The 20886-nt window shown below is 68.6% G+C and carries 18 protein-coding genes (1 of these 18 cut by a window edge); 8 read left to right on the forward strand and 10 right to left on the reverse strand.

Going from position 1 to position 20886, the window contains the following annotated elements:
• Window positions 1-586 carry the final stretch of a benzoate/H(+) symporter BenE family transporter gene (locus tag ACSYS9_RS24045; protein WP_440568694.1) on the forward strand. Its footprint begins 602 nt before the window's first position, so only the last 586 of its 1188 coding nucleotides appear in the window; its start codon lies beyond the left edge, outside the window; the stop codon is at window positions 584-586.
• 6 nt (window positions 587-592) lie between these two features.
• Here the strand turns inward: ACSYS9_RS24045 and ACSYS9_RS24050 are convergent, their stop codons facing one another.
• The 5 genes from ACSYS9_RS24050 to egtB form a co-directional block, all read right to left on the reverse strand.
• The gene (locus ACSYS9_RS24050) at window positions 593-1363 is read right to left on the reverse strand and encodes a DUF2628 domain-containing protein (RefSeq protein WP_071229488.1); all 771 of its coding nucleotides are present in this window, start codon (window positions 1361-1363) and stop codon (window positions 593-595) included.
• Between the two features lie 49 nt (window positions 1364-1412).
• Window positions 1413-2279, reverse strand: coding sequence for a D-hexose-6-phosphate mutarotase (locus ACSYS9_RS24055; RefSeq protein ID WP_071229489.1), 867 nt, complete (start codon window positions 2277-2279; stop codon window positions 1413-1415).
• Window positions 2280-2319: 40 nt separating this feature from the next.
• Entirely contained in the window at window positions 2320-3588 is a 1269-nt protein-coding gene (locus ACSYS9_RS24060) for a lytic murein transglycosylase (RefSeq protein WP_071229490.1), read from the reverse strand.
• An 83-nt stretch (window positions 3589-3671) separates the two neighbouring features.
• On the reverse strand, window positions 3672-4646 hold the full coding sequence (egtD, locus tag ACSYS9_RS24065) for an L-histidine N(alpha)-methyltransferase (protein ID WP_071229491.1): 975 nt from the start codon (window positions 4644-4646) through the stop codon (window positions 3672-3674).
• Window positions 4643-5914, reverse strand: coding sequence for an ergothioneine biosynthesis protein EgtB (gene egtB / locus ACSYS9_RS24070; RefSeq protein WP_032130220.1), 1272 nt, complete (start codon window positions 5912-5914; stop codon window positions 4643-4645). Before egtB ends, egtD begins: the two co-directional genes overlap by 4 nt.
• A 150-nt stretch (window positions 5915-6064) precedes the next feature.
• Here egtB and ACSYS9_RS24075 point away from each other — a divergent pair, with 150 nt between their 5' ends.
• On the forward strand, window positions 6065-7345 hold the full coding sequence (locus ACSYS9_RS24075) for a GGDEF domain-containing protein (RefSeq protein WP_071229492.1): 1281 nt from the start codon (window positions 6065-6067) through the stop codon (window positions 7343-7345).
• A 3-nt stretch (window positions 7346-7348) separates the two neighbouring features.
• Here the strand turns inward: ACSYS9_RS24075 and ACSYS9_RS24080 are convergent, their stop codons facing one another.
• On the reverse strand, window positions 7349-7741 hold the full coding sequence (locus ACSYS9_RS24080; RefSeq protein ID WP_049400368.1) for a YchJ family protein: 393 nt from the start codon (window positions 7739-7741) through the stop codon (window positions 7349-7351).
• Between the two features lie 102 nt (window positions 7742-7843).
• On the opposite strand from ACSYS9_RS24080, the gene ACSYS9_RS24085 reads away from it, so the two are divergent.
• Entirely contained in the window at window positions 7844-8623 is a 780-nt protein-coding gene (locus ACSYS9_RS24085) for a sulfite exporter TauE/SafE family protein (protein WP_071229494.1), read from the forward strand.
• A gap of 96 nt (window positions 8624-8719) precedes the next feature.
• Here the strand turns inward: ACSYS9_RS24085 and ACSYS9_RS24090 are convergent, their stop codons facing one another.
• From ACSYS9_RS24090 to folE, 4 genes are all read right to left on the reverse strand, one after another.
• The gene (locus tag ACSYS9_RS24090) at window positions 8720-12100 is read right to left on the reverse strand and encodes an ATP-binding protein (RefSeq protein ID WP_049446864.1); all 3381 of its coding nucleotides are present in this window, start codon (window positions 12098-12100) and stop codon (window positions 8720-8722) included.
• Between the two features lie 16 nt (window positions 12101-12116).
• Complete coding sequence (locus tag ACSYS9_RS24095) at window positions 12117-12818, reverse strand: DUF4194 domain-containing protein (RefSeq protein WP_005411692.1); 702 nt, start codon at window positions 12816-12818, stop codon at window positions 12117-12119.
• Window positions 12805-14274: a DUF3375 domain-containing protein gene (locus ACSYS9_RS24100; protein WP_071229493.1), complete on the reverse strand. Its 1470-nt coding sequence runs from the start codon at window positions 14272-14274 to the stop codon at window positions 12805-12807. Before ACSYS9_RS24100 ends, ACSYS9_RS24095 begins: the two co-directional genes overlap by 14 nt.
• Window positions 14275-14386: 112 nt before the next feature.
• A complete protein-coding gene (gene folE, locus ACSYS9_RS24105; protein ID WP_004141296.1) occupies window positions 14387-14998 on the reverse strand; it encodes a GTP cyclohydrolase I FolE in 612 nt (203 codons plus the stop codon).
• 691 nt (window positions 14999-15689) lie between these two features.
• On the opposite strand from folE, the gene ACSYS9_RS24110 reads away from it, so the two are divergent.
• The 5 genes from ACSYS9_RS24110 to ACSYS9_RS24130 all read left to right on the forward strand — a co-directional run bounded on the left by ACSYS9_RS24110 (window position 15690) and on the right by ACSYS9_RS24130 (window position 20877).
• A complete protein-coding gene (locus tag ACSYS9_RS24110; RefSeq protein ID WP_012481667.1) occupies window positions 15690-16145 on the forward strand; it encodes a MarR family winged helix-turn-helix transcriptional regulator in 456 nt (151 codons plus the stop codon).
• A 108-nt stretch (window positions 16146-16253) separates the two neighbouring features.
• Complete coding sequence (locus tag ACSYS9_RS24115) at window positions 16254-16463, forward strand: DUF1656 domain-containing protein (RefSeq protein ID WP_010487502.1); 210 nt, start codon at window positions 16254-16256, stop codon at window positions 16461-16463.
• Window positions 16460-17377, forward strand: coding sequence for an efflux RND transporter periplasmic adaptor subunit (locus ACSYS9_RS24120; protein WP_071228687.1), 918 nt, complete (start codon window positions 16460-16462; stop codon window positions 17375-17377). Before ACSYS9_RS24115 ends, ACSYS9_RS24120 begins: the two co-directional genes overlap by 4 nt.
• The gene (locus ACSYS9_RS24125) at window positions 17374-18834 is read left to right on the forward strand and encodes an efflux transporter outer membrane subunit (RefSeq protein WP_071228686.1); all 1461 of its coding nucleotides are present in this window, start codon (window positions 17374-17376) and stop codon (window positions 18832-18834) included. The genes ACSYS9_RS24120 and ACSYS9_RS24125 overlap by 4 nt, the downstream gene beginning before the upstream one ends.
• 3 nt (window positions 18835-18837) lie before the next feature.
• A complete protein-coding gene (locus tag ACSYS9_RS24130) occupies window positions 18838-20877 on the forward strand; it encodes an FUSC family protein (protein ID WP_071228685.1) in 2040 nt (679 codons plus the stop codon).
• Window positions 20878-20886 lie beyond the last annotated feature (9 nt).

Raw genomic sequence — 20886 nt, forward strand, 5'->3', positions numbered from 1 at the left:
GCAACTGGCGGTACCGCAATGGGTGACCCCATCCCTGTCCTGGACTGCAGTGGCTGGCATCGCCCTGCCCCTGTTCGTGGTCACCATGGCCTCGCAGAACATTCCGGGCGTGGCGGTGATGCGCGCATCCGGCTACGACGCCCCGGTGTCGCCGCTGATCGGCTGGATCGGTGTGGTCAATACGCTGCTGGCACCGTTCGGTGCATACGCACTGAACCTGGCGGCAATCACCGCAGCGATCTGCATGGGCCGCGATGCGCATGAGGACCCGGCACGACGCTATACCGCCGCGATGGCGGCCGGCGCCTTCTACATTGTCGTCGGGCTGTTCGGCGCCACGGTGGCCGCACTGTTCGCGGCGTTCCCGAAAGAGCTGGTGGCCTGCGTGGCCGGTATCGCGCTGTTCGGCACCATCGCCAACAGCCTGGCCAGTGCGCTGGCAGTAGAGCGGGACCGCGAGGCGGCACTGGTCACCTTCCTGGTGACCGCCTCGGGCGTCTCACTGGCCGGCATCGGCTCGGCGTTCTGGGGCCTGGTGGCCGGTGCGCTGTGCCTGCTGGTGCTGCGGCCCCGCCAGGGACGCTGACCTGCCCTACCCCGCCAATGCGGCGCCGACGGTGCTCAGCACCACCGCGATGACGATGGCGATCAGTGTGGCGACCACGCTGGTGCCGCCGCGCGCGGTCAGCTCGCTGCGCAGCCGTGCGTCATCGCCGCCGGTGACGGCACGGGCCTGGGCGATCAGGCGCTGGCAGTGTGCCAGGTACCAGCTGTTGCCGAAGATGCCGGTGGTGATGCTGAGCGCAAAGGTGATGACCAGTGACAGGCCATCCGGCACATCCAGCAAGGTCTCCACCACACTGATCAACAGCAGCAGGCCAGCCCACATCGCCGCCAGGCGGTACATCTTGCGGTACATCATCCAGATCAGGCCGAGCAGGAATGCCGGCCAGTGCCAGGTGCCACTGCCCGTGGCGATGCCCTGATCCAGCCGCCAGCGCTGGCGATAGATCGGGAAGTTGCCACCGACCACGCTGGCGTACAAGGCCATTTCGCCCTCCAGCCCAGCCGCAGCCACATCCGGTGCAGCGACCGGCGCACGATAGGGATCGGACGGATCGCCGACGCTCGGCGCAATGCCCTCGGCCGCGGGCGCTGCGTCGATATCCAGGACCGGAGCCACCTCGACCTGCGTTGAGGCCTGATCCAGCTCCGCCAACGGCCGCCACGAGGGCATGCCCTCGCACCAGAGCAGCGTTCGCGCCGTGACCGTCCCTTCCCGCTGCAGCTGGCGAAGACCGGCCAGATCCACCGGCCCACTGCTCTGCCTGCCATTGGCGTACCACCATTGTGCTTCCTGCATGTTTTCCGTCCTTGCTACTGCATCGACAAACTGAAACCGCTGCCAGCGCCTACAGCGCGGTACTGGCCAGGGTCTGCACCAGCTGATGGCGCTCACCCGGCGCAAGCGTAATCTGCTCCGGGCCTGCGTTGGCCACTTCCAGGCAAACGTAATCGTGCCAGCCATCGCCGACATCGGCCATTTTCGCTGCCGCCTCCGCACCGGGATTCCAGGCCACCAGCGTCTGGCTGCCTTCGCTGCGGATCTCGATCCGCCGCTGCAGTACGGGATCACGCAGCACGTAATGGCCGCCGGCACCGGTATAGATGCGATCGCTGCGACCGGGGTCACGCGGATCGCGCAATGACCACGGTCCCTGTTGCAGGCGAAGCTGCGCATAGTCCTCGTACTTGTCCAGGTACTGCAGGCCATCAAGGCCCTCGACCTCGACCTGGTTGGCATCGCCCACCCGGAAATAGCTGTGCAGGGCCTGGGTGAAGGTCACCGGCGAGGTTCCGGTGTTCTCGGTGACGAGCTGCTGACGCAGCTGGCGGCCGATGCGCAACTGCATCTGCAGGCGCAGGCCGGGATCGGCGCAGGGTGCAGGTGCCAACTGCAGCTCGACCTCACCGTCATCGCTCTGGCTGGCCTGCAGAAGCTCCCAACGCGCGGTGCGCACCAGGCCATGCGCGGGCACATCATTGTTCTGGCCCTGGCGGCCGAACCACGGCCAGCACACCGGGACGCCACCGCGGATGGGCGTGGGCAGCTCGGCGCGCGTGGGTGAAAGCCACAGTACATCGGGCTGCCCATCGGGAATGAACGACAGCAGCTGTCCGCCGAACACGCTGATGACCGCCGTCGCGCTGGGGGTGCGCACGTGCCAGGCCTCCAGCCCGTGATACAGGCCGCTGCTGATGTCCGGATCCGACTGCATGCGATGACGCTCCTTGAAGACCGCGGCGATGATGTCGCGGTCAGCGTGCCTGGGGCAAGGCCTTCTGCGCAGCGGGTGCGATGGCGGCCGCCTCTTCCTGCAGCGCGCGCAGGATGCGCTGGCCGGCACGCCCATCGGCATTGGCCCAGCCCAGGCGCTGCTGCTCGGACTGGATCGCGCGACGGGTGGCGGTACCGATCATGCCGTCGGCGGTACCGATGTCGTGGCCACGCGCCAGCAGCAGGGTCTGCAGCTGACGGCGTTCATCGCGGCCGATGCCGGGATCATCCGTCGGCCAGGCGGTAGCCAGCCCGTTGCCGCCACGCAGCTGGTCGGCCAGCGTGGCGATCGCCAGCGCATAGCTTTCGGCGGCGTTGTAGCTGTAGATCGCGTCATAGTTGCGGAACACCAGCAGCGCCGGACCCTTGATCCCTGCCGGCAGCAGCAGGGCGGCGCGCGCATCCGCCGGCAGGTTGGCCGGAGCCAGCGCACTGCCATCCAGCGCGGTCAGGCCCTGCGCACGCCAGTCGGCCAGGGCACGACGCTGGGTACGTCCGGCCTGGCTGGCGTTGAAGCCAGCGGGAACGCGAACTTCCATGCCCCACGGCTCGCCACTGCGCCAGCCGGCGCGCTTGAGGTAGTTGGCAGTGGAGGCCAGTGCATCGGGAATGCTACCGACCAGATCGCGGCGGCCATCGCCATCCCCGTCCACGGCAATGCGTGCATAGGTGCTGGGCATGAACTGGGTGTGCCCGAAGGCACCGGCCCAGGAACCGGTGAGCCCCTGTGCCTGCAGGTCTCCGCGGTCGATCAGCTTGAGCAGCGCCAGCAGTTCACCGCGGAAGAACGGCTGGCGACGGCCGGCGCAGGACAGCGTGGCCAGTGACTGCAGCAGGGGACGTTTGCCGAACACGCGGCCGTAGTCGCTCTCCACGCCCCAGACCGCGACGATGGTGGCGGCATCGACACCGTACTGCGCCGACACCCGATCGAGCAGGTCGCGATGCTGCTCCAGCATGGCGCGACCATCAGCCACGCGCTGGCGATCGACCAGCGCGGCCAGGTAGTCCCAGATCGGCGTGGTGAATTCCGGCTGCGCGTCGAGCAGGCCGAGCACGCTGGGGTCCGGGGTGAGGCCGGCGGTGATTTCGTTGAAGCGCTCGGCGCTGATGCCCTGGCTGGCGGCCGTGGCCTGCAGGCCCGAAAGGCAGCGGCTGAAGGCCGGATCGACGCTGGCATCCGGTGCTGCAGGCAGCGCGGGAGGCGAGGCGAGAGCGGCCGCCAGGCCGAGGGTGGTCAGAATGGGCATGGCGTCCTCCGTGTTGCCGTTGCACAGCCATCTTAGGGGTAGCGGTGCTGCAGAACCTGAAGGGGACCGGCTGGCCGGCCGCCCTAGATGGCACGCAGCAGGCGCAGGCCGTAGGCGGGACTGTCGGCATTCCAGCGCTGCGTGACCTGCAGGCCCGCCTGCTGCAGCAGCGCTTCGAAGCTGCCGTCGGTGTACTTGTGGCTGTACTCCACGCGGATCGGTTCGTCGGCGGCAACGTGGAAGCTGCGGCCATCCAGATGCACATCCTGCGCCCAGCGGCTGACCAGATCGGTTTCGATGCGCAGCCGCGCGGTGCTGTAACGGGCACGGTGGCGGAAGCCGTCGAGGTCGAAGTCGCTGCCGATCTCGCGGTTGAGCCGGGCCAGCAGGTTGAGGGTGAATGCGGCAGTGACGCCCTGCGCATCGTTGTAGGCCGCTTCGATCAGCGCCGGGTCCTTGTGCAGGTCGATGCCGACCAGGGCCAGGCCGTCGCGGCCCATGGTCTGGCGCATCGCCCGCAGCAGTGCGACCGCGTCTTCGCCTTCAAAGTTGCCCAGCGTGGAACCGGGGAAGAACAGCAGCCGTCGCGCGGGTTCGCGCTCGGGCATGGGAACGGCGACGGGGCGGGTGAAGTCGGCACAGACCGGCAGCATCTCCACCTCCGGCAACGCCGGCGCCAGATGATCGATGCTGGACAGCAGCGCGGCCCGCGAGATTTCAATCGGCGTATAGGCCACCGGGCCGTGAAGTGCGGCCAGCAGCAGCGCGGTCTTGCGTCCGCTGCCGCTGCCCAGCTCCACCACGTGCAGACGCGGGCCAACGCTGCGGGCGATGTCCGGCAGCACACGCTTCAGCAGGGCCAGCTCGGTGCGCGTGGGGTAGTACTCGGGGGTCTGCGTGATCTGCTCGAACAGTCGCGAGCCACGCGCATCGTAGAAGTACTTGGACGGCAGCTGGCGCGGCGTACGTGAGAGTCCGGCCACTACGTCGGAGAGGATCTGCTGCCGCCCGGGGGTGAGATCGGTCAATGCCTGCAGCGCGTCATGCACGGTGCTCATGTGAGGTCCCTGGCCAGGCGCAGCCCGGAGAACTGCCAGCGCGCCGGCGGCATGAAGAAGTTGCGGTAGCTGGCGCGCACATGGCCGCGGGGTGTCGCGCAGCTGCCGCCACGCAGCACCCACTGCCCGCACATGAACTTGCCGTTGTACTCACCGAGGTTGCCGGCGAAGGGACGGAAGCCCGGATAGGCGCCATACGCGCTGTGGGTCCACTCCCAGACATCGCCGAACAGCTGCCGTATTCCACTGCCCTGCGCTGCCAGCGGGTGCAGCCGGTCGTCGTCAGCGAAATGGCCGCGCAGCGGCTGCGACGCAGCGGCGGCTTCCCATTCGTACTCGCTGGGCAGGCGCGCGCCGGACCAGCGGGCGCAGGCATCGGCCTCGTAGTAGCTGAGGTGGCAGACCGGCGCGTGCGGATCCAGTTCGCGCCAACCGCCCAGGGTGTACTCGCGCTGCAGGGCGTCATCCCAGTACAGCGGGTGCTGCCAGCCCTCGGCTTCGCGCAGCGCCCAGCCCTCGCTGAGCCACCAGCGCGGTTCACGGTAGCCGCCGGCGTCGATGAAGGCCCGATACTCGGCATTGCTGACGGGACGCTCGGCCAATGCGTGCGCGGGGAGCAGCACGCGGTGCGCTGGCGATTCGTTGTCGTAGGCGAACGCGGCCTGCTGCGGCCATGCCGCGGCGCCGACGGTGACGATGCGCTCGGGTGATTCGATCCAGCCCTGCGCACTGGCAGCGCTGGTGGCAGGCTGCAGGTCCTCGCGGTAGGTGGGCTGCAGCGGGTTGCACCAGAACGCATGCTTGATGTCGGTGAGCAGCAGTTCCTGGTGCTGCTGCTCGTGCTGCAGGCCCAGCTGCAAATGCTGCAGTGCCTGTTCATCGAGATCGCCCGCCGCCAACCGCGATTGCACCTGCGCATCGACCTGCTGGCGATAGTCGCGCACCTGCTGCAGCGACGGCCGCGACAGCAACCCGCGCTGTGGCCGCGCATGCGCCGGGCCGATGCTCTTGTAGTAGCTGTTGAACAGGTAGTCCCAGCCCGGGTCATGCGCTGGCGCGGTGGCGAAACCCGCCAGCACGAAGCGTTCGAAGAACCAGGTGGTGTGGGCCAGGTGCCATTTGCTCGGGCTGGCGTCAGCCATGCTCTGCAGCATGGCGTCCTCGGCGCTGAGCGGCGCGGCCAGCTGCAGGCTGCGCGTCCGTACATGGGCGAACTGGCGGGCGAGATCGTGCTGCGGGGCAGCGACGGCGGCGGGTACGCTGTCCATGTGGGCAGCATCGGCGCTGGACGGTGAGTGCGACGTCATGGTTCGGCGTCACTTCGTTCACATGGATGAGCCTGCCGCATTCAAGAAGCCACCACGAACGCCGCTAACGGCAATGCTGCGGCCGCGTCGTCACCGCGCTGGAATTCCTGCTTGCCCCTGCATCCGCTCCGCCAGCCTGCGCATTACCTGTTCGTGCTGCCTGCCGTGCTGGTTGCCGTGGTGGTGTGGACCGCATTGGATACCGCAGACGTGGCCAGCCCGGCGCAGCGCATCCTGCCCTGGCTGCTGGCCTGCCTCGGTGCCGGCCTGGCCCTGCTCTACCACCAGGTGCGCACGTTGTGCCTGCTGATGGTTGTGGCGGTGATGTTCGCGCTGCTGCACCAGGACGTCGCTGGCTACCTGCGCAATGGCCATGTCACCACGCTGACACCGCTGCGCTTCCACGCCATCTCGGCCTGGTTGCCGCTGTTGTCTGCCGGCCTTGCGTTGTGGCCGGAGCGCGGACGGCGGCGCCAGGACCTGCTGCTGCGCGGTATTGCCATCGGCACCGCGGTGATGATCTTCCTGCTGCTAGCCACACAGCAGCCGCGCGGCATGCACGATCTGCTGTCGAACCGTCACTGGGCCTGGATTCCCGCCGACTGGAACGCGCTGGCGCAGCTGCCGGCGCTGCTGTTCCTGCTGGCGACCGCAGCGTTGGGCTGGCAGGCGTGGCGGCATCCTCGGCCACTGCACACGGCGATGCTGCTGGCCCTGCTGTGCCTGTGGTGGATGCTGCCGCGGATCTTCCTGCACCCGGTACTGCTGCCGGCGCTGAGCAGCGCCGCCCTGCTGTTGATGCTGGGTGCGATGCTGCAGGAGTCCTTCCACATGGCCTTCCGCGATGAGTTGACCGGCCTGCCGGGGCGACGGGCATTCAACGAGACCCTGCAGCGGGCACACGGCACCTACAGCATCGCGATGGTGGACGTGGACCACTTCAAGTCATTCAACGACACCCATGGCCACGACACCGGCGACGATGTACTGCGCCTGGTGGCCTCGCGGCTGGCGCGGGTGGGCGACGGTGGCCGTGCATTCCGCTATGGCGGTGAGGAGTTCGCGGTGGTGTTCCTGGACCGCCCTGCGGCGGCCTGCATGGATGCCGTGGAGGCGCTGCGGCAGAGCATCGAGGAGACCCGCATGCAGCTGCGCGACCGCAGCACCCGCAGCCGTGATGACGAAGCCGGCCGCCAGCAGCGCGGACGCGGTGGCAGCGGCCAGGTGGTACAGGTGACAGTGAGCATCGGCCTGGCCGACAGCCATGTGGATCCGCGCCCGATGGCAGTGGTCAAGGCCGCCGACCAGGCCCTGTATGTGGCCAAGGACGGCGGCCGCAACCAGGTGCGCGCGCACGGCGGCCAGCGCGTGCTGGCTGCGCGCAGCGCGTAGGGCTCAGGCCGCGTCGAAGTAGTACCAGCGGCCGTCGATGCGCTGGAAGCGGCTGTGCTCGGTCATCTTGACCGCACTGCCGCCGCCGACGCGATAGCGCGCGGTGAAGCGGACATCGGCGCTGTCAGCACCGGTGACGGTGTGCTCGTGCACGGTCAGGCCCAGCCAATGGGTACGCTGGCCGGGTGCATCATCCAGCGTCAACTCGGCCGGACGCGTGTCCGGATGCCAGCTCTGGCGCAGGTAATCAGCCAGACCGCGCACGTAGGCGCTGTATCGCGAACGCATCAGGCGCTCGGCATCGGGCGCGGCTTCACCGGCGTGGAAACGGCCGCAGCAGGCGGCATAGTCGGCGGGAAGGCCACAGGGACAGGGATCGGCGGGTTTTCGGCTCATGCCGGCATTGTCGCCGGGTTGCGCGGATTGATCCACGCGCGGCACGGGCCAGCTGAAGCAGGACAGGCGTATGCTGTCGCGCCCCCACCTTGATTGATCGCCGTGCTGGAACTGGTTCCCCCTGAGTTGTGGTGGCTGGTGGTGATCGCCTTCATCGCCGGTCTTGTGGATGCCGCCGTGGGTGGCGGTGGCCTGGTGCAGCTGCCCGGCCTGTTCACGGTGCTGCCGCAGCAGACGCCGGCGATGCTGTTCGGTACCAACAAGTTCAGTTCGATGTTCGGCACCGGTGCGGCTGCCTGGCGCTATGCGCGCAACGTGCGCTTCCCGTGGAAGCCGGTGCTGTTCGCGGCCGGCACCGCCTTCATCTTCTCCTTCGCCGGGGCCACCGCGGTGAGCCTGCTGCCCAAGGACGCGGTGCGCCCACTGGTGCTGGTGCTGCTGATCGCGATGCTGGCCTACACGTTGTGGAAAAAGGACTTCGGCGCGCTGCACCGGCCGCAGGAGATCGGCCGCCGCGAGCTGACCATCGCACTGGCCATTGGTGCGGCGATCGGCTTCTACGATGGCTTCTTCGGGCCGGGTACGGGCAGCTTCCTGATCTTCCTGTTCGTGCGCTTCTTCGGACTGGATTTCCTGCGCGCATCGGCCGCGTCGAAGGTGGTGAACCTGGCGACCAATGTGGCGGCGATCTCGTTCTTCGTGCCGACCGGCAACATCCTGTGGCTGTTCGCGCTGCCGATGGCGGCGGCCAACATCATCGGTTCGGTGGTGGGCACGCGGTTGGCGCTGAAGGGCGGCACGCCGTTCATCCGCAAGCTGTTCGTGGGGCTGGTGGTGGTGCTGATCGCGCGGATGGCGTGGGATACGTTGCGCGGAGCGTGAGTGTGGTTGCCGGCCAGCGGCCGGCACTACCGGGTCATGAACCCCGCCCATGGGTAGTGCCGGCCGCTGGCCGGCATTCCCATTCAATCGGCCGGGTCAGGCCTCGGCTTCTTCCGGTTCGTTGGCCTGCTGGCGGCTGCGCTCGGGCAGCTTCAGGCGCTTGCCTTCTTCGTCGTACTCGATCAGCAGCACGCCGGAGTCGTGGCGGCCGCTGATTTCGACGAAGCAGGCGCCACCGATGAACGGCTCCAGCGTCATCACCGACTTCAGCGGGGTGGCGACCACCATCTGGAAGCCGAAGTTGTCGAAGATGTTCATCGCCAGTGCGGTGAACTCGTTGTCGGCCTTGTCGAAGGCTTCGTCGAGCACGACGGCGGCGTAGCTGGGCAGCTGGCTGTCGGCACCGCCGAGCTGGTAGCGCAGTGCCGCAGCCAGGCAGGTAGTGGCCAGCTTCTGGCGCTGGCCGCCGGACTTGCCGGCACCGCTGCGGTAGATCTCGACCTGTTGGCGCGTTTCCGCATCCAGCTCGACGCCGATGAACTCCACGTGCATGCGCACGTCCAGCACCAGCTCGCGCCAGCGCTTGTCCTCACCTTCCTGCGAACCGAGGCGGTTGACCAGCTGGCGCAGCACGGTGAACTGCGATTCGGCCAGCTCGCGCTGCTCGGTCTGCTGCTGCGACAGCACCTCGCGCAGCTGCAGGTGGAACTCGCCGACTTCGGGCAGGCGGCGGTCGCTCAGTTCAATGGTCAGCAGCGTGCCACGGTTGAACGGCACCTGTTCCAGGCTGGCGTTCACCTCGTCCAGGCGCTGGCCGATCGACTTGCGGGCCTCGGCGCTGTGGCGCTGCAGGGCCAGCAGGTTGTTCTTGCTCTGGTTCTGCAGCAGATCGAAGAAGCGCTCTTCGTGCTGCGGCAGGCCGTCGCGCTCCAGGCGTTCGAGGCGGGCGAGGAAGTCCTCGGCCGAGGCCACCGAGACGGTGAAGTCGCCCGATTCCTCCGGCCACTGCTGGATGAAGCGACGGAAGCAGCCGATCAGCTGGTTCTCGATGCGGTTGAGGTCCTGCTGCGAGGACGACAGCTGCTCGTTCAGCGCGTTGCTGACCTGACGCATGTGCGCTTCCAGCGTTTCCAGGCTGAGCGGGCCCTGCTCCTGCAGGCGCTCGGCCAGCCCGGCTTCCTGCTCCTGGGCCAGGCTCGGCAGCACCAGCGCACGGCTCTGCTGGCGGGCGCGGTCGAGGCGATCGCGCTCCTTGACCAGCTGGCCGCGCTCGACGCGGACGTCCTCATAGGTGCGGCGGGACTGCTCGATGTCGGCGCGCACGGCGTCGATCTGCTTGGCCAGCTTGGCCAGATCGGCATTGCCTTCGCGCAGGTCGCGCAGGGTGGCCTCGATGTCGCTCAGGCGTTGCTGCGGAGCGGCGATGTCGATCTCGTTCCAGCTGATGCTGACCAGTTCGTGGCAGGCCAGGCGGCGTTCGTTGTCGCGGTCACGCTGGCCGCGCAGGCGCGCGATGTCGGTCTCGCAGCTGGCGATGCGCTTGGCCAGTTCCTGTGCTTCGCGCTCGAAGGCGCCCACCTTGTCGTGGTTGTTGAAGCCCAGGATCCAGCGGCGGCGGTCGCCTACCGCGCTGCGGTCGTCCTTCTCGAAACGGTCGCCCGGATGCTTGACCTGGCCTTCGCGGGTGATGCCGCGGTCGACGTTGCGCAGCTGTTTGGCATCCACGCACTCGTAGTCGAAGCGCTTGCCGAGCTCGCGCCGCAGCCAGCTTTCGAACACATGCTCGCGCAGCTCCAGCTTGTGCAGCAGCGACTTCGCCGACGGCTCGCGCGCGAACGCATCATCGTTGCGGCGCACGCGGTAGTAGGTGAAGCGCATGCCCAGGTGGGTACGGTTCACCCACTCGGCGACGTCGTTGTAGTGCTTGTCATCGACCAGCAGCGACAGCGCGAAGCCGCCCAGCACACGTTCGATGGCGCCCTGCCAGCCCTGCTCTTCCGAGCGGACCTGGATCAGCTCGCCGACGAACGGCAGCGCCGCTTCGGCGATGCCGGTTTCCTCGGCCAGGCGCGCGCGCAGCTTCTGCATCGGCGCCGGAATGTTGGACGGCGTGCGCTGCATCGCTTCGAGTTCGCTGCGCACTTCACCGAAGCGGCGCTCGTCGTCGCGCTTGCCGCCGAGGCGATCGCTGATCGCATCGTCCAGTGCCGCCGAGGCACGCTGGCGGTCCTGCAGTTCGTTCTGCGCGCGCTCGACCAGCTCGGCGAAACCATGGGCATCGTCGGGCAGTTCGGCCTGCAGCTGCTGTGCCGCTTCCTGGGCCTGGTCACGCTTGGCCTTGCGCCGGTCGCGCTCGGCTTCGGCGCGGCCCTGCTCGCGTTCCAGTTCCTCGATGCGCTCACCGCCCTGCTGGCGGCGCTGCAGTTCCAGTTCGGCCAGGCGCTCGGTGTGGTTGTCGAGCGCGGCGCGGCGCTGGGCCTCTTCGCCGAGCAGGCCACGGTCACGCACGTCCATCTCGCGCAGGCGCGCTTCGATCAGCGCCTGGCGGCGGCTTTCGCGGAAGCTGTCGACGCCGAGCTTCAGTGCTTCGTCGTCGCCACGCTGGCGGTGCATCTCTTTCAGATCGTTGTAGTAGGCGCGTGCCGGCAGCAGGGTTTCCACCTGGCGGCGGGCGGTGACCACTGCCTGGTGCGCGCCATCCAGCTCGGCGAAGTCGCTGACCAGGCGCTCGGCGGCGTCGAAGGTCTTCGGCGTGTCGAGCATGAAGTCGCGCAGGAAGACGTTGAGGTCGCCCAGGTTCTTCGCCGACTGCGTCTTGTGCAGCAGGCGCAGCGCCATTTCGTTGTCGATACCGAGCAGGTCGCGGAAGCGCTCGGCGTAGCCGGAGAAGGTGTCGAAGTGGTGCAGGTCGGACAGCTTCTGCTTGAGCTTGCGCAGGTCCAGGTCGAAGCCGCCGAGATCCTTGGCGATGTCGAACGGGCGCTCGGCGATCATGTAGTGCTTGCGCACGTCGCCAGCCGAGGTGCCATTGCCGGAGATCCACAGCAGGCGCACCAGGCTGACCACGCGGCCATCGCCGGCGCGGTATTCCAGCACCAGTGCGGTCCAGGTCGCGCCCTTGCGCAGGTACTGGGTAGCGATTTCGCCGGTGCCGCTGTCCTGCTGGTCAGCCCACGCGCCACGCACGTAGGACACCAGGTTGCGGTCGCGGCCGCTGCGCTCGGCTTCACGCGCGGCGGCGTTGAAGTCGACGATGGCCGGCGGCGTCAGCAGCGCGGACATGGCATCGAGCAGGGTCGACTTGCCCGAGCCGGAACGGCCGACGAACAGGAAGCCGCGCTCGGCGATCGGCACTTCGGTCAGGCCGTTGAAGGTGCCCCAGTTGTGCACCTGCAGGCGGCGCATGCGGAACTGCTGCAGGCGCGGGTCCGGCAGGCCTTCGTTGAACAGTGCGGGAGTGTGCTTGGAGATAGCCATGCGATGGTCGGGTCTCTCAGGCCTCGGCGGCCGGGGTTTCGCGCAGCTGGCGGTACACCGCCGAAAGCTGGGACACGTCTTCGGCGGAGAACAGCAGCTTCAGCGCCGGCGAGACTTCGTGGCGGTCTTCCTGGCCGCTGAGGCGGGTCAGGATGTGGTTGTCCTTCATCTTCTGCACCGCCGAGGCGACGCGGCGGTTGAAGCCGGCGCGGTCGGTGGACAGGTTCTTCTCGTAGATGGCCAGCGCTTCGGCCATCTCGGCGTCGGCGACCACTGCGCGGTTTCCGCGCGCATCGGCCTCGGCCAGCTGCTGGCGCAGGTACAGCAGCAGCACTGAATCGATGAAGGTCAGCGGCGAGGTGCGCAGCAGCACCGGCGCATCCACGTCTTCGGTATCGGCCTGGCGGGTGAACGCCACGCCGCTGTCACGGTCGAGCACCAGTTCCAGGAACAGGTCCGCCAGCGACGAGCGGATGGCCGCCTCGCTGCGGATCAGCGCCGGCCACAGCTTGGCGTGGCGCAGCTGGTCGATGCTGGGGCCGATCAGCAGCTGGCACAGCGCACGGCGCGCATCCAGCGGCAGGCGCCCGGTATCGCCGAGGTAGTACACGTCGTTGCCACGGCGGGGCTGCGCCACGGCCGCCACCGGCTCGGCTTCGTAGGCGTCTTCCGCCACGTCGGCCTGCGCTGCGTCGATGGGATCTTCATGCCAGCTCATGGCGTCTCTCCTGGGTGAACCAAACCAGCGGGATGCGGGCGCGACGGACCTGGCCGTCGCCACCACGCCATTGCGCAAGCTCCTGCTCGCCGGCGACCACGTTGCCGAAGCGCGTGCCCAGCGACAGATAGCCGATGACGCTGCCAAGACCCTGCGGCGCCTCGCGCTGCGACAGGGCTTGGGCGATGCTGAGCCGCGGCTGTGCATCGAGCAGGTCGTGCAGGTCGCGGCGCAGGGTGCGGAAGTCGATTTCGGACGAAGCGACCAGATCGCCGACGCTTTCCAGGCTGATCGCGGCCGCGTCGTTGTACTCGACGTTGCCATCGACCTGGGCGCTGCGTGGATCGTGCAGCCTCCACTGCGACCACGAGCGCAGGCGGCTGGTGGTCAGCTGCAGGTCACGGCCGATGCCGCGCTGTGCGGGGAACTCGTCGCGCAGGGCCAGTGCTTCGGACTGCGCCTGCTTCAGCAGCTGGTTGAGGCGGCGCTGTTCCAGGTAGCCACGGCTCTGCACGAAGCCACGCAGGCTGCGCGCGAAGTTCTGCAGCACATCGTGCACCTGGCCACCGCGCTCGAGCATGGTGCTGGTGAAGCCGCGCAGGAAGTTGCGCTCGTTGCGGTCCAGGCGGCGCGCAAAGCCACGCGCCAGCACCGCTTCCAGCGCAGCATCAAGCTGTGCGCTCTGTTCGGCGTCGTTGAGCAGTCGCCAGAACGCCTGGAAGCTGCGGCCGGCATCGCTCTCGCCGATCACATCCACGCCTTCGAACAGCTGCGACAGCACATCGCCGCGCTCGCCCTCATCGTCGATGATGCGTTCGCGGAAATCGCGGTTGAGCTGCTCGAAGTCGTCGCGCACGCGGCGGAAGTCCTCGGTCAGCTCGTCGGCCAGGCCGATGATCTGGCGCGCACGTTCCAGTGCGCGCTTGCCATCCAGCGCGATCACGCGGCCAGCGCCGACGCGGGCGATCTCGGCGTCGATGCGGTCGCGCTCGTCGCGCAGCGCCGACAGGCGCGCATCCGGATCGGACTCGGTCTGCGCGGCCAGCTGCGAGAGCTGTTCGATGACCAGCGCCAGCCGGCTTTCGGTGGCGGCCACGCGGGCCTGCTCCAGGCCGTCGGCGAAGCGGATCGCCTGCAGTGCCGCGGTCGACAGCTCGTACTGCTCCTGGTCGGCACCTTCGGGCAGGCGGCGTTCCAGCCAACCCTGGGCCAGCCAGTGCGCGATGTAGGCCTGCGCGGTACGCGGCAGGTCGCGCGACAGTTCGTCGCCGTTGAGCTGGTCCAGCGCACGTTGCAGGCGCTCGTTGAGCACCGACGACGACAGCGTGCGCTCGCCGTCCATCAGCAGCCCCTGCAGCAGGCCGATGATTTCCGGAGCGTGGTCGGCGGCGAGCAGCTTCCACTGGGGCTGTTCGCGCAGATGGCGGTAACGGGAGATGCGTTCGCGATGCTTCATGCAGCGAAAGGAGTCATGAGGGCTGGCGGGGACGAGCAGCCACGCACGGCGGCCGCGCGGGCAGCCGTGGGCATGCCGGCCCGCAGGGGCCGGCGTGGTGCGGGCAAGCGGCTCAGCGCTTGCCGCCCACTTCGATGAAGCGCAGGAACTCGGCGCGGGTACGCGCGTCGTCGCGGAAGCTGCCCAGCATCTTCGAGGTGACCATGCTGACGCCGCGCTTGTGGATGCCACGGGTGGTCATGCATTCGTGGGCGCCTTCGACGACCACGCCGACACCGATTGGCTGCAGCACATCCTGGATGCACTGGGCGATCTGCGCGGTCATCTTCTCCTGCACCTGGAAACGGCGGGCGTAGGCTTCAACGACGCGGGCCAGCTTGCTGATGCCCACCACCTTGCCGGCCGGCAGGTAGCCGACGTGCACGCGGCCGATGATCGGCGCCATGTGGTGTTCGCAGTGGCTTTCGTACTCGATGTCGCGCAGGACGATCAGTTCGTCGTAGCCGGCCACTTCCTCGAAGGTCCGCTCCATGTAGGCGCGCGGGTCGTCGCGGTAACCGCTGAACCAGTCGCCATAGGCTTCGGCGACACGGCGGGGGGTATCCAGCAGGCCTTCACGGGACGGGTCCTCACCGGCCCAGCGCAGCAGGGTGCGCACGGCATCCTCGGCCTGGTCCTGGGTCACGTCGCCCTGCGGGGCGGCCTTTTCGTTGTTCTTGCTCATTGCGTACAGCGTCCCGAACGGGGGGCGAGCATCGTACCCGACCGGGGGGTGGGTCGTCCTGTTGGGACGGTTCATCGGGGGGTCGTTGTTGGCGCGTCGTTGCTGTCGGCCTGGAGGGGGAGAGGGGGCTGCGCAGGACACGCCGTAAACCCGTCCTTGGGGGCTCGATGGCGCCATCCATGGCGCCAACGGTCCTGCGCAGCCCCCTCTCCCCCTCCTTGACGGTTTCCTGCGGGCGCGGCCGGACCGCCCGAAAGCGGGTCAAAAGCGGGGGTTCATGGCTTCGGAAGCGGCGCGCCGCTGCTGTGGTTTTTCCTGCTTTGGTGGGTGCGGACCTTGGTCCGCACTGCATCTGCTTCTGCCTTTAAAGAGCCAACCCACCGCGCTCGCGGGATGTGGCGGGGTGGCGGAGGGCCGGACGGGGCAGGGCCGTGAGGCGCATGGATGCGCCGATCGAGCTTACATGGGTGAGGGCGCTTAGCTTGCGAAGCACTGCTTCGCAAGCGACCGAACGCCCAGCCGCCAGCGGCTGGGCCGGGCCCCGGAGGGTACTTGCAGCGTGCCCTGCCCCGTCCGGCCCTCCGCCACCCCAGCCGATAGCCAGCAGGCGCAACGCTTTCCTCACTACACCCCGCCCATTCAGAAAAACCCATTGATAGGAATGAAATTAGTAGTATCCTATCTATCTCTTATGGACCGACCCCTCGACGAGCGCACCGTGCTGCAGATGCAGCTCAGCTCCGGCCTGCTGTACGCAGGGCGGCAGTGGCAGCGCCTGGCCGACAGCCGGCTCGGCAGCTACGGCATCTCCACCGCCTGCACCATGCCCCTGCTGATGATCGGCCGCTCCGGCGGTGGCATCCGCCAGGTGGCGCTGGCCCAGCAGCTGGGCATGGAGGGTCCTTCCCTGGTGCGCCTGCTGGACAAGCTGTGCGCCAGCGACCTGGTCCGCCGCGAGAGCGACGCCAGCGACCGCCGCGCCAACCTGCTGTGGCTGACCGACGCGGGACACGCGCTGGTCAGCGAGCTGGAAGACCAGTTGATCGGACTGCGCCAGGACGTGTTCGGCGAGCTTTCCATGGATGAACTGCACGCCGTGCTGAAGGCATGGCGCCTGCTGGCCGAGGCTGCCGACCGCATCACGTAAGACCGCTGCCCCCGAATACCGCCGCTGCCGTGCACACGCCAGCGGCTTTTACCCGTTGCTGCTGTTTCTTTGCTCCTCCCCTCCCCCACCTCGCCCCCGCCCCTACCGATGCCCGGTGAATTCAGTCTCCACGGAGTGTTCGTCCCGACCCTGCTCGGGTTGATGTTGTTGGCCTATCTGGTCAACAGCGGCCTGCACGCGCTGCTGCAGCGTGCCGGCGCCTATCGCCATGTATGGCACCCGGCGCTGTTCAACCTGGCGCTGTACGGAATCGTGCTGGGCCTGCTGTTCCACCTCCTGCGTTGGATGCAATCGTGAACAAGATCGTGAAGAAGACCCTGCCGGTGCTGCTCACCAGCGCAGCCGTGATCGTCGCCCTGCTGGTGCTGCGCCAGCTGTGGGTCTATTACATGGATGAGCCGTGGACCCGCGATGCCCATGTCGGCGCCGACGTGGTGCAGGTGGCGCCGGACGTATCCGGACTGGTGGAAACGGTGCAGGTGGCCGACAACCAGGCGGTGAAGAAGGGCGACCTGCTGTTCGTGGTCGACCGTGCCCGTTACCGCATCGCGCTGGAGCAGGCCAAGGCCAGCCTGGGCGAGCGCCAGGCCTCGGTGGCACAGCTGCGCCGCGAGATCGGCCGTGACCGCAGCCTGCAGGACCTGGTCGCCGCCGAGGACGCCGAAGTGCGCCGCGCCAAGCTGCAGGCCGCACAGGCCGCGCTGGCCACCGCACAGGCGGCGGTCGACCTGGCCGAGCTCAACCTGGGGCGCACCGAGGTGCGCGCACCGGCCGATGGCCGGGTCAACGACCGCACCATGCGCGTGGGCGACTACGTGGTGGCCGGCAAGCCGGTGCTGGCGCTGCTGGATACCGGCTCGTTCCGCATCGATGGTTACTTCGAGGAAACCCGCCTGCGTGGCGTGGCCCCGGGACAAGCCGTGGACATCCGCCTGATGGGCGAATCGACCCCGCTGCGTGGCCATGTCGAAAGCATCGCCGCCGGCATCGAGGACCGTTACCGCAGCAATGGCAGCACCCTGCTGCCGAACGTGACCCCGGCCTTCGATTGGGTGCGCCTGGCCCAGCGCATCCCGGTGCGCATCGCCATCGACGAGGTGCCCAAGGGCGTGGAACTGATCGCCGGCCGCACCGCCACGGTGACCGTGGACACCGGCCGCCATCCGCACAACAACAAGGCCGGCACCGCGCCGACACAGGCGGGCCTGTGAACGCCGCCCTGCCCCGTCTCGGCCTGATCGTCGCGCTGGCCAGCCTGGCCGCGTGCAGGACCGTCGGCCCGGACTATGCATTGCCGGAGGGCTCGGCGTTCAAGCGCCCGGAGGCCAATGCCGCCTTCATCGATACCCAGAACCCGCAGATCGCCGCCCACCAGGCGCTGCCCGACCGCTGGTGGTCGCTGTACAACGACCCGATGCTGGATGGCCTGATCACCCAGGCGCTGCGCGACAACGTTGAACTGAAAGCCGCCGATGCGCACCTGCGTCGTGCGGCGGCGGTGTACGAACAGGCGCTGGACGCCGGTGGCTTCGAGTACGAGGCCGAGGCCGGCGTCAGCCGCGCGCAGCTGTCGGCCGAATCGTTCCTGCAGGAACACGAGCTGCCGGTGATCAACCTGGCCGATGGCAAGTTCGCGGTCAGCTACCAGTTCGACCTGTTCGGCAAGCTCAAGCGCGGCGCCGAAGCGGCGCGTGCCGACGAGCAGTCGGTCGCTGCGGCGCGCGACCTGGCCCAGGTCAGCGTGGTCGCGCAGGTCGCCGACAGCTATCTGGAAATCTGCCACGCCAACCACGAGCTGCACGTGGCCGAGCATTCGCTGCAGCTGCAGCAGCGCAGCCGCACGGTCACCGAGCGCCTGATCGCGGCCGGCCGCGGCACGCCGCCGGAACTGGCCCGCGCCAATGCCCAGGTGGCGCTGCTGGAAGCTGCACTCCCGCCGCTGCAGGCGCAGCGCTCGGCCGCCGCCTATTCGCTGGCCGCGCTGCTGGGGCAGACCCCGGGCCAGCTGCCGGCCGGTGTGATCGACTGTGCACATGCCCCCAGCCTGGCGCAGCCGCTGCCGGTCGGTGATGGCCGTGCACTGCTGCAGCGTCGCCCGGACGTGCGCCAGGCCGAGCGCAAGCTGGCCTCGGCCACGGCGCGGATTGGTGTCGCCACCGCCGAGCTGTACCCGGACATCCGCCTGGGTGCCTCGCTCGGTGCCGCCGGCCTGCTGGAAGACTTCGGCACGCCGATGACCCAGCAGTGGTCGATTGGCCCGCTGATCTCGTGGACGCTGCCGTCCTCGGGCACCCACGCGCGCATCCACGCCGCCGAAGCCGGTGCTGATGCCGCGCTGGCCGAGTTTGACCACACCGTGCTGCAGGCGCTGCGCGAGACCCAGACCGCGCTGGACCGCTATGCGCAGGATCTGCGGCGGCTGCAGTCGCTGCGCATCGCGCAGGAGCAGGCCGCACTGGCCGCCGAGCAGAACCGTCGGCTGTACCAGGGCGGCCGCACGCCGTACCTGTCCAGCCTGGATGCCGACCGCAGCCTGGCCACCAGCGATGCCACCCTGGCCGCCGCCGAAGCGCAGGTCTCGCGCGACCAGATCCACCTGTTCCTGGTGCTGGGTGGTGGCTGGCAGGCCAGCGCCGCCGCGCCCAACGCCTCGACCGCAGCGAAGTAAGCCATGAACGCGCTGACCGACCGCCAGGCCTGGCTGTTCTCGATCAAGACCTACCTGGCCGCGGTGGCCGCGCTGTACATCGCCATGGCCGGCAACCTGTCGCGCCCGTACTGGGCGATGGGCACGGTGTACATCGTCAGCCAGCCGCTGCTGGGCCCAACCCGGGCCAAGGGCGTGTACCGCATCGTCGGCACCCTGGTGGCCGGCCTGGCCACCCTGCTGGTGCTGCCGGCTCTGGTGGAGACGCCGCTGGTGCTGAGCGCGGCAATGTCGATCTGGCTGGCCGGCTGCCTGTTCATGGCCCTGCTCAACCGCGGGCCGCGCGGCTACGCGTTCCTGCTGGCCGGCTACACCACCGCCTTCATCGGCTTCCCGGCGGTGACCTCGCCGGAAACCATCTTCGACACGGTGGTGGCACGCAGCGAGGAGATCATCCTCGGCACGGTGGTGGCGGTGCTGTTCGCGTCGCTGCTGTTCCCGGCCTCGGTACGTCCGATGCTGCGCGCGCGCATCGGCAACTGGATGGAGGACGCCGCGCAGTGGTGCCGGCAGATCCTTGAACGTGGCCGCGCGCATGCGCCGCGCAACCGGCTGGCCGCCGACCTGGTGCAGTTCGAGGCGCTGATCGAGTTCCTGCGCCGCGATGATCCACGCCACACCGGTTCGGCGGTGTCGATGGAGCGCCTGCGCGAGCGCATGCTGCTGCTGTTGCCGGTGCTGTCCTCGATTGCCGACCGCCTGAGTGCGCTGCGCAGCGACGGACAGGCCCTGCCGGAAGGGCTGCCGGCACTGGTCGACGATATCCACGACTGGCTGGACGGGCCGACCAACGCCAGCGAGTACGCCCGCCTGCGCGCGCGCATCAGCGCACTGAAGCCGCAGGTGGACCGCGACCTGCAGCACCTGCAGCTGGCCAGCCTGCTGCTGCGCCTGGAGGAACTGGTGGACCTGTGGCAGGACTGCCGCACGCTGCAGCACGCGATCGACCACGGCACCGCGCCGCTGGACCGCGCGCACTACCGCATCCGAACCGAACGCGTGGCCGCCGACAAGCACGTCGACTACGGCATGGCGCTGTTCTCCGCGCTCAGTGCCGGCGTGGCGCTGATGAGCTACTGCGTGCTGTGGATCGCGCTGGGTTGGGAAGGTGGTGGCAACGGCGCGATGATGGCCGCGGTGACCGCTGCATTCTTCGCTGCACAGGACGACCCGGCACCGAGCATGGTGTCGTTCCTGGTGTGGGCGATGGTCGCCTCGGTGGTGGCCGGTGTGTACCTGTTCGGCGTGTTCCCGGCGGTGCACGACTTCGGCCTGCTGGCATTGGTGCTGGCGGTGGCGTTCCTGCCGCTGGGCTTGATGCTGCACCACCCCAAGAGCGCGCTGTTCGCGTTGCCGTTGACGGTGAACCTGGCCGCGCTGCTGAGCCTGCAGAACACCTACAGCGCCAACATCCAGACCTTCCTCAACTCGTCCATCGCGATGTTCATCGGCATTGGCTTTGCGGTGGTGATGACCCGCCTGTTCCGTTCGGTGGGCGCCGAGTGGACCGCGCGCCGGCTGGTGCGGCAGGGCTGGACCACGCTGGCCGAAGCCGCCGAAGGTCGTGGCCAGCAGGACCGCCAGCGCTTCGCCGCGCGCATGCTCGATCTGCTGGGCCTGCTCGCGCCGCGCCTGGCGGCGACGCCGGAGGGCAGCGACATCGCGTCGGTGGACATGCTCAATGAAGCACGCATCGGCCTGAACATCCTGCAGCTGCGCCGCGCCCGGCTGGAACTGCCCGAGCGCAGCCGCGAAGCGGTCGAGCACATCCTGGAAGAGGTCGCCGTGCACTACCGCCGGCAGATCGCCGCGCGCAAACCGATTGTGGCGGCCGAGGCGCTGCGCGAGCGGCTGGATACCTCGCTGGGACGGGTCGGCAGTGTGGCCGCCTGCAAGGCCCGCGATGAAGCCCTGATGGGCCTGATCGGCCTGCGCTTCGCGCTGTTCCCGGAGGCGAAGGCATTGGCGCCGGGGCTGGCGATGCGCACAGCGACGCAGCCGTAGCGCGCTACC

This window comes from Stenotrophomonas sp. STK17_22 (assembly GCF_051983905.1).
Classification (GTDB): domain Bacteria; phylum Pseudomonadota; class Gammaproteobacteria; order Xanthomonadales; family Xanthomonadaceae; genus Stenotrophomonas; species Stenotrophomonas maltophilia_A.